Below are 8,806 nucleotides of genomic sequence, written 5' to 3'. Positions count from 1 at the left end.
AACAACCACCGGCAGAAAGGTCACCTTCAGTCGTTTCTTGCTAAAGCAATATTATGAAAATAAGTAATGAAAAACACATATATTTGAACCTAAATTAAAATAGTCCGATTAATAGGGGGCTAGACCATTAACAGGAAGACGAATTTAAAGGGAAATCATTACATTGAATTTGCCATAACGATAAGTATATAAAAAGTACAAACTCTGTTTAATTAACCACTTAAACCGTATTTTTTATAAGCAAATGTTAGATGCTGGCATTTCGTCTTTCAATTTCTTTGTCAATACATAATCTAAGACTATATAATTATTACCAATATCAGATTTTTCAATACCATCATTTACATATCCATTCTTCTCATAGAATCTAATGGCTTTATCATTCTTATGGAAAACTTTGAGTCTAAGTTTTTTTTGTTTGTTTTTTAGTCCAATTTCAGTGAGATAAACAAATAGTTTTTTCCCTAATCCCCGTCCTTGAACATTGGGGAGGATGTAGACTTTATGAATCATCAGTTGTTTTAAATCCTGATAATTTAATTCATAGGAAGCAAATCCGACAACTTTTTCTTTTAGGAAAACCAAAATAAATTTATGATTTAATGGATTCATTTAAGTTTGCAGGGATTCAGAACTATACATTAATTCAAGCATATATTTTATTTGGTCTTTCGACATAACTTCTCCAAATGTATTTGGTCATGTATTCATTGCAACATTCTGTATGTCCTGTATATCTTTAGTTGTTGCTTTTTTGAATTCTATCATGGTTTATTATTTTAATTAATTGATGAATATGTATTCCTGAAAAAAATATAGCTCCTATAGTGATTGGTATTGCACATATGCTAATTCCATAAATTAGGTAAAGTATACTTGAAAACAAGTGGATAAACCTATAAGATTTTATATTTGTCATGCTCACAGCTATAATGCTAAGCACAAGAGCAATATATCCAATTATTTGAAACAGGTTCAATTCCATTACTGTAGCTTTTTAAGTATTCTTTGTTCAATTGATTTATCATTTAGTTTCTTTTCCAATTGAGCCAATTCTTGCATAAAGCTTTCTGATGTATATTCAGCATGAACTTGTCTAATTAATTCCCATTTTTCTTTTAACTTTGGCAATTCCAAATTGGCTTTTGAGGTCAGGGATAATATTTGCTTTCTATTATCAATTTTATCTTTAGTACTAACGAGATATTTTTTCTCTATCATCTTTTTAGTAATCTTGATGACTGCTGGATGTGAAAAATCTAAAATACTGGCGATTTCTGTAACGGTTAGATTCTCTTTTTCCTCAAGTAATAGTAATACTAAGTGCCAATTAGGCTCTATGTCAATATTAAATATTTTATAAACCTTCTTGCCAGAGGACATTAATTTGTCATTCAACCGTCTAATTCTTGCGGTTAATCCAATTAACTCCAAATCTTTGATATAATCTTTTGTCATAATACACGTAACTGGTTACGCAAAAATACAAATATTTTGCGTAACCAGTTACATTGTTCTGAGTTTTTTCAACTAATCTTTGCTGCTAATTTTTTTATGCTTGTACCGAACGGTCTTCGGTTAATTTTTGGCGGAGATTTTTGCCTTGTCTCCCTATCTCCAGTTGAAAAATTAAAGATAGCATTTTTGTCAAACCGTTACTAAAACCCCACTTGAATTTGAACCGATGTGTGTGCCTTGAATGGTAAATATATAAAAGTGGAATTGCAATACATGTTTGCTTTTAATTTGAGACAATTCTTCCTTGGTTTTTTGTATGATACACTTTGCCAGAGGATGATTAAAAAGGTCTTTAGAAAGAATGCATAAAGCTGACATTTCAGTTTCAAATTAGCAGAATTGAAGGGGGGGGTGAAATAAACACCACCATTTCAACCGTTAGCCTATTAGTTAAAATACTTGACGTAAAAACGCAAAAGCTTTTCATATTTTAAACTTCACCTTTCATTTTTGTGCAATTCCATTTTAAGTAGTTCACTTAAATCAATATTTTCAGCCTTTTCATTTATCTCCAGAATGTCCATATGCGAAAAATGAGGCTCCTCTTCTAATGGTGTAATATTGGCATTCTTTTGAGAGTTTTCTAATTTCAAACTGGAAAAACCGGTCTCACTGACCATCTAAAACCGTAATCTCTGACATATTAACTTCTAAAGTCCAAATAAAAAAAGGTTTTGTGTGACAGGATTTTTTTAAAGTTGATATTATTTGGTTAATTAAGTCCTAAATTGATTAACTAACTGAACCCTATTTTTAACCTTTACTTTTCTATAAATATTTGATATATGATCTCTTGCGGTTAAGGGTGCAATAAATAATTCTTCAGCAATTTCTTTATTAGTTTTTCCATCACATAACAATAGAATAATTTCTGATTCTCTTTTCGTAATACCAAATTCTTTTATCAAATCATCAAAAACATTTGGGCTTTTCACCATGTAATCAACATGATAGTTTTTAAAGAATAGTTTAAAGAATAAAACCCAAGAAAGATTAAATATTAAGACAACAATACTTAAAATTATTATTTGGGTCGAAAGAGTAATCCACCCTACAATAGTGGATATAATAAGAAAAAGAAGTAAACTTATAAATGTAAAAAAAATATAAATAAAATTCCTAAGTGCTTTTTTCTTTCTAAGATTATTAATTTTTCTAGCAGCAAAAAAGGTCCCCAAAAGTGAAAAAAGTATTGATATAAACAAAAGTAGATGAGATGTTATTATTGCGATATTTTGAAACCAACCAAATTTAATAGGATAAATAAAATAAACAATTTGAGTTAAAATAAAACAAAATGCAATAGAGACAAAAAACCATAATATAAATACATGTAACCTTTTATTTATCATGCCCCATAGCAATTTAATGGCGTGAAATGTGGCAAAAACAACAATAAGTGGAAGTATAAATAGAATTATATTAATAAATATTGGAAGAACAAGAGAGTCTGTTTTGTTTGCATAAACTATTTTCAGAAATGTTTCAATTGTATTTGAAATTGTAAGAATAGAAAAACCAGCTAACATATAAATATTAGAAAGTAAATATTTGATTTTATATTGATTATATAATTGAATTGCAATATAAATTGCAACAACTTCAACTGTAATTGCAAAAATCAATATAAAGTGGGCTAATTGCATCATAAATATATCCTACAAAAGTATCATTTTAATAAAACACGACATATGTCGGATTGACTAATATATTGGTAACACATACTTTCGACCAATATTTCTCTATTCAATAATTATTAAAACAAAAATACAAATAAAAACAAAAAATTATGAGAAACACCATTTTTATTATCCTGAGTCTATTTTTTAATTCTTGTATCGCTCAAAACAATAAATCGGATATAAATTTAAAAATCAAAGAAATTGAAACCAATCTTATAGAAATTAATCAAGAAGGAATTCAAATAAAGAAATCCTTAATGGATCGGATGAATTTTTACAATGTGCCTGGATTAAGTATTGTTGTTATAAATGATAACAAAATAGAATGGTCAAAATCATTTGGCGTGATTAATTCTGAAACGAAAACTCCTACTACAAACGAAACTTTGTTTGAAGCTGCATCTATTACTAAAACACTTGTATCTGTAACTGCATTGCACTTTGTCGAGAAAGGCATTATTGATTTAGATAAAGATGTAAACGAATATTTAAAATCATGGAAAATACCAGAAAATGAGTTTACAGTTAAAAATAAAGTAACCTTACGATTACTTTTATCTCACCAATCTGGTTTATCCCAATTTAATTTTCCTTTTGAAAAAGACAGTATACCAACTATTGTGCAAGTTCTAAATGGAGAATTTCCAGCTTTAAATAAGCCTGCCACAGTTTTTTTCGAACCAGGTAAGGACTGGGAATACTCAAATATTGGTTATGTTATTATACAATTGCTATTAGAAGATATAACAGGTAAATCGTTAGGACAAATAATGAAGGAAATAGTATTTGATCCATTAAGCATGAGTTCTACCACATTAAATTATCCTGAAAATGCAATTCAAAATAAAATAGCCTTACCTCATGATGCTTCTGGTGCCAAAAGACATTCAATAATTCATCCAACAGCATTGGGCCAAGGTGCTTTAATAACTACATCGTCTGATCTCGCAAAATATTCCATAGAATTAATGAAATCAAGCCAAGGGAAATCAAATAAAGTTTTATCCCAAAAAATGATACAAACAATGCTTTCTAGCTCATTAGAACTTGACCCTGCAATATTTGGCGGAATCAAATTCAATCAAGGTTTAGGTGTTCTTCTTCGTGGTAAGAATGATGATTTGTTCTTTGGAAAAAGTGGCGATAATTACCCTGGTGCAACCTGTTTATTTGGAAATATACCAGCTCAAGGAAAAGGATTTGTTATCATGACAAACAGTGCCAATGGATTACCACTTTCACTTGAAATTTTATCAAAAATTGAAAATGAATTTAGTTGGCCTAAATACGAAGAATCTTATAACGAAGAATTAGAAGAAAAAGATGCGTCAGAATCTGAAAAAATCAAATTTGTATTAGTTAAAGGTGGAACTTTTAAAATGGGCAACAATTTTGATCCAAGTGAAGGTGATATTGATGAGTTGCCAATCCACAAAATCACATTGAATGATTTTTACATGAGTGAGACCGAAATTACAAATGCACAATATGATAAATATTGCAAGCTAGCAGGTAAAGAAAAACCATCTCGAATACCATGGATAAAAGGCGAAAATTTACCCGTAATGAAAGTAAATTGGTTTGAAGCTAAAGAGTTTTGTGAATTTTATGGTTATAGGTTACCAACAGAAGCTGAATGGGAATATGCAGCTCGTGAAAGAGGAAAAAAAATACGTTTTGCAAATGGAAAAGATATTGCCAAAGACAATGAAATTAACTTTAACGCAAAGAATAGTGAAAAAACAGCTTATTCTGAGGCCGGGAAATTTCGTAGAAAACCACTTCCTGTAAAAAGCTTCCCTCCAAATTCATTAGGTTTATACGATATGAGTGGTAATTTAGCAGAATGGTGCTCAGACTATTATAATGGAGATTTTTATAAAAATACGTATAATAATCCGGAATGTAAAATAAATAGCGATGATCGTGTTATAATACGAGGTGGTCATATTTTTAGTACACCAAAATATATACGCTGCACACATCGCGATGCTCGATTACCGGACACTAAAAATTATGAATTTGGATTTAGAGTTGTAAAAGATATAGTTAAATAGTTGAATATAAAGAGAAATCATATTATTTCTAATCTCATAATTTAAACTTTATTCTAATAATATTTTTTAGGATAATAATACCGGTGGAGAGAATATCTTCACCGGTATTAAGATTAGGAGTTATCATTATAGCAGGTCTAATTAAAGACCAAAAATTTTAATCATGAATAGGCATTATTGAATCTGCTAACCATGTATAATATGAAAACAACCTGATTAGCATCTACATTAATAAAATTTAAATAAATATCCTTTGATTTTGTTTTATTGAATCATACCTTTTATTTTTTTAACCATTTTCTTGCCAGCTATGTTTTTCGGATTCAATTCAACAGATTTGGTGTAGTTTTTCATTGCCTTATTCTTATCACCATTAGCCAAACATGCCTCCCCATAACTATCAAATGCATTCCAAGAATTAGGAAAAAGAAGGGTATTCAATTTAAGAATTTTTAATGCTTTATTAATTTCATTGTCCCATAATAAAGAATACCCCAAAGTGTTTAAAGCCACCTCTATCTTAGTGAAACTATGCAAGTAATTTTCTTTTTGATCAAGTAATAATTCTACTCCCTTTTCAATATTTCCTTGTGAAAAGCATTCAAAAGGCAAATTAAAATCTTCAGGAGCTCTTTTACCCACAAGCTCTTCATTATCCCAAATCAATTTTAAGTCGGATGCTTTTTTATTTTTGTCCTTTATAAATTCTATTTTCACATTTGAATTATTTGTGTCAAACTTATCTACACTGCTGGCATATAATTCCGATTGAACATAAAAAAGACTGTTTGGTACAAAATCGTTAATTGTCATATGCAATAATTTGTTTTTACTTTCAATATCAATGATCCTGAATGGGCTTAAAACATATCTTCCAGTATATTCTTTCAACTCAATTTTGTCATATGTCCTTTTATCTATTTTATAATTTATTACCGCTTCCAAAGCAGGATCAATTCCTTTTTTAAAATCATCATAGGAGAACATTGCAGTAATATCTTGAGAAATTTTATCTTTTGTGTCAAATTCCCATAATGGCTGAGATCTTGCTGTTGATGTTTTTGAAATACTAAACATCAATCCAGAATTTGGTAGTTTAACAAACTTTGGATTTGCATTAAATATTGGACCCTGACTGGTTGGTTCACCAACAAAAATAGCTTTGGTTTGCAATTTTAGTTTATATGCAAATAATACTGCTGCAGAAAAGGTTTGCCTTCCAATAAGTACAAATAATTTACCCTCTTTATTTATGTTTTCGTTATCTCTTATTACAGAGAGCAGTTTTTCGTAAAGTTGGTCGCTTCCTCCCTGATTGTTCCTTAAATCTATCACAATCCTATCAAATTCATTTTCAACCGCAAAATTTTGAAGATTACGAGAAAACTCATTCATAGTTTCATGACCTTTCTGATTTTTAAATGCATTTAATTGCACATATAAAGTTTTACTATCGGTTAACATCTTGAAATGATAGTTGTCTTTTCTTCCATTTGAATAAACTGGAGGTAAATCATTGTCTATTCGCTTGATAGTAGATTTAACTATTTTAGGAAACGATTTAGTAGAAGGTATGCTCAATGTTTTTACTTCACCATTTTTTAACTCAAAAGTAAATTCTGCTTCCTTACTATTTTCAATTATTCCCATGCTCATCAGCCATTCTGACGTGAGCATAATAAATTTACCTCTATCTAATTGAGCTGTGATATTTTCTGCCGATAAATGTGATTTTGAAAGTTTAAACACATCATCAACATGCATATTTCCAATTTTAAGAAGTTTTGCTCCATCAATATTTCTCAAAGACTTTTTAGTATTTACTACATGCCATCCATCAGTGAAACAATAAATATCAAATGGGAAAGAGTGAAGATCAAAACAAGGAATAAAAAATGCAGGGATGGAGTGAGCATCATTTAGAATTGTTATCAACCTAAATAATTCCATTATTATTTCATCATCAGACATGGAAGGAATTGCCGATTTTATTTCTTCTACCACTTTATTAAATTCAGCTTCAGTAACTTTTTTATATAACTCTGGATAAATCTTATTCATTTTATCGGCCAAAAAGGAAACATCTTCAATCCATTCTTCTTTATTCGGTTTGGGAGGGATACCTTTGTAATATACAACCCTACAATTAGTAAGCGAAACTAGAATAAAGATTCCTATTATAAACGAGTTCCATCGTTTATTCCAAGTAATTGATTTCATAAATCTGATTTTAAATTTTTATTGGCAAAGGAAGGTAGGATAATCGATTCAATCGTCCGAAATAATAGATTCGCACCTATTTTTTAGTCAGACTTTTTGAATATTGGGAAGGAGTTTGATTAGTGTATTTCTTGAAAATAGAATTGAAAGTAGATTTAGAGTTAAACCCAACATCAAATGCAATTCCTAACAGCGTATAATGACTATATTTAGGATCTGCCATTCTTTTTTTTGCTTCTTTTATTCGGTAATAGTTAATTAAATCATAAAAATTTTTATTCATTTTTTCATTTATCACCTGTGATAAATATGCTGTTGAAGTATTTAGCATCGAAGCAAGCTTTAAAATTGTAAGATCTTTGTCCAGAAAAGGTTTTTCAGTCTCAATAACTTGCAACAATTTTGATCTGATAATTTCAGCTTGCGTTGCACTTAGTCCGGAAGTCTTATATTTTTTTATTGTATCTGGGGTAGCAATTAGGATAATTTCTGGCTGTCGCAAACCAAGAAATCCGGTAATATATATCATCAGAGTTAACAATAAAGCTGCAATAGGACCTGGGTTAAAATATTCTGGTAAATCAATTATTGAATCTAAAAAGAGATTGACCAATAGAATTGATATGAAAAGTAAAATCAAATAGGTTAATATCTTAAGCCAATTAAGATTAATTTTATCAATTACAGAGTACGAATTTTTAACCCTTTTGAGAGATTTTTTTAATACTTTTAAAGAAAGAATCATAAAAACAATACTCTGAATTGAAGAAATATAGTTCATCGCATTAAAAAAAGCTTGATTCTCATAAAAGTAATTATAAACCTCCGTAGAGGGTTTTAAATAAAGAGGAATAAAAAAAAGATTTGCTAAAGCAAATAATAAACAAAGTAGGATATATTTTGGTTTGAATTCCAGCTTTTGATTTGATAGGAAGAAGGTATATAAAAAATGAAGTGGTCCTAACAAAAGTGTTGATGTTGAAAAGAATAGAGCTATTCTTGGAATATCAATATTTAAACCATTTGCAAAAATCAGAAAATTTAATAATTGAAAAATTGTGAATACTAGAATTAGTGCAAGAAAGCGATTAGCATAAATAGTTTTACTCTTGTTAAATAGCAAATAAACAAGAAATAGGCCTAATCCGAGACCCATAATTATCAACATATATATTAAATTCTGAAGTTTCGCACCGTTATATACTGAGCATTTTAGAGAAAAAATGCAGCATGAAACCTTGGGAATCCCTTGGTTTTATTGTATCTTTAGGTTACCACACAAAAAGTACAAAACATGCTACATTACGAAGATATCTCAAAAACAGAAGA

At 29.4% G+C, this 8,806-nt stretch carries 6 protein-coding genes; 1 reads left to right on the top strand and 5 read right to left on the bottom strand.

What is annotated here, in order from left to right; genetic code table 11:
- Positions 1–234: 234 nt before the first annotated feature.
- The 3 genes from HNS40_RS21030 to HNS40_RS23365 all read right to left on the bottom strand — a co-directional run bounded on the left by HNS40_RS21030 (position 235) and on the right by HNS40_RS23365 (position 3,167).
- Positions 235–612, bottom strand: a complete 378-nt coding sequence (locus tag HNS40_RS21030) for a GNAT family N-acetyltransferase (protein WP_172284663.1) — start codon at positions 610–612, stop codon at positions 235–237.
- Between the two features lie 372 nt (positions 613–984).
- Positions 985–1,458 carry a MarR family transcriptional regulator gene (locus HNS40_RS21025; protein WP_172284661.1) on the bottom strand — a complete coding sequence of 158 codons (474 nt, stop codon included), beginning with the start codon at positions 1,456–1,458 and terminating at the stop codon, positions 985–987.
- Between the two features lie 776 nt (positions 1,459–2,234).
- The gene (locus HNS40_RS23365; RefSeq protein ID WP_253916459.1) at positions 2,235–3,167 is read right to left on the bottom strand and encodes a helix-turn-helix transcriptional regulator; all 933 of its coding nucleotides are present in this window, start codon (positions 3,165–3,167) and stop codon (positions 2,235–2,237) included.
- A gap of 140 nt (positions 3,168–3,307) precedes the next feature.
- Here HNS40_RS23365 and HNS40_RS21015 point away from each other — a divergent pair, with 140 nt between their 5' ends.
- Positions 3,308–5,257 carry a serine hydrolase gene (locus HNS40_RS21015; RefSeq protein WP_172284658.1) on the top strand — a complete coding sequence of 650 codons (1,950 nt, stop codon included), beginning with the start codon at positions 3,308–3,310 and terminating at the stop codon, positions 5,255–5,257.
- A gap of 264 nt (positions 5,258–5,521) precedes the next feature.
- Here HNS40_RS21015 and HNS40_RS21010 read toward each other — a convergent pair whose 3' ends face one another.
- Positions 5,522–7,477 carry a S41 family peptidase gene (locus HNS40_RS21010; protein WP_172284656.1) on the bottom strand — a complete coding sequence of 652 codons (1,956 nt, stop codon included), beginning with the start codon at positions 7,475–7,477 and terminating at the stop codon, positions 5,522–5,524.
- Between the two features lie 76 nt (positions 7,478–7,553).
- Positions 7,554–8,633, bottom strand: coding sequence for an AraC family transcriptional regulator (locus tag HNS40_RS21005; protein ID WP_172284654.1), 1,080 nt, complete (start codon positions 8,631–8,633; stop codon positions 7,554–7,556).
- Positions 8,634–8,806 lie beyond the last annotated feature (173 nt).

Origin of the sequence: Lentimicrobium sp. S6 (genome assembly GCF_013166635.1) — a bacterium.
GTDB lineage: Bacteria > Bacteroidota > Bacteroidia > Bacteroidales > UBA12170 > UBA12170.
This window is presented reverse-complemented; position numbering and strand designations above follow the sequence as displayed.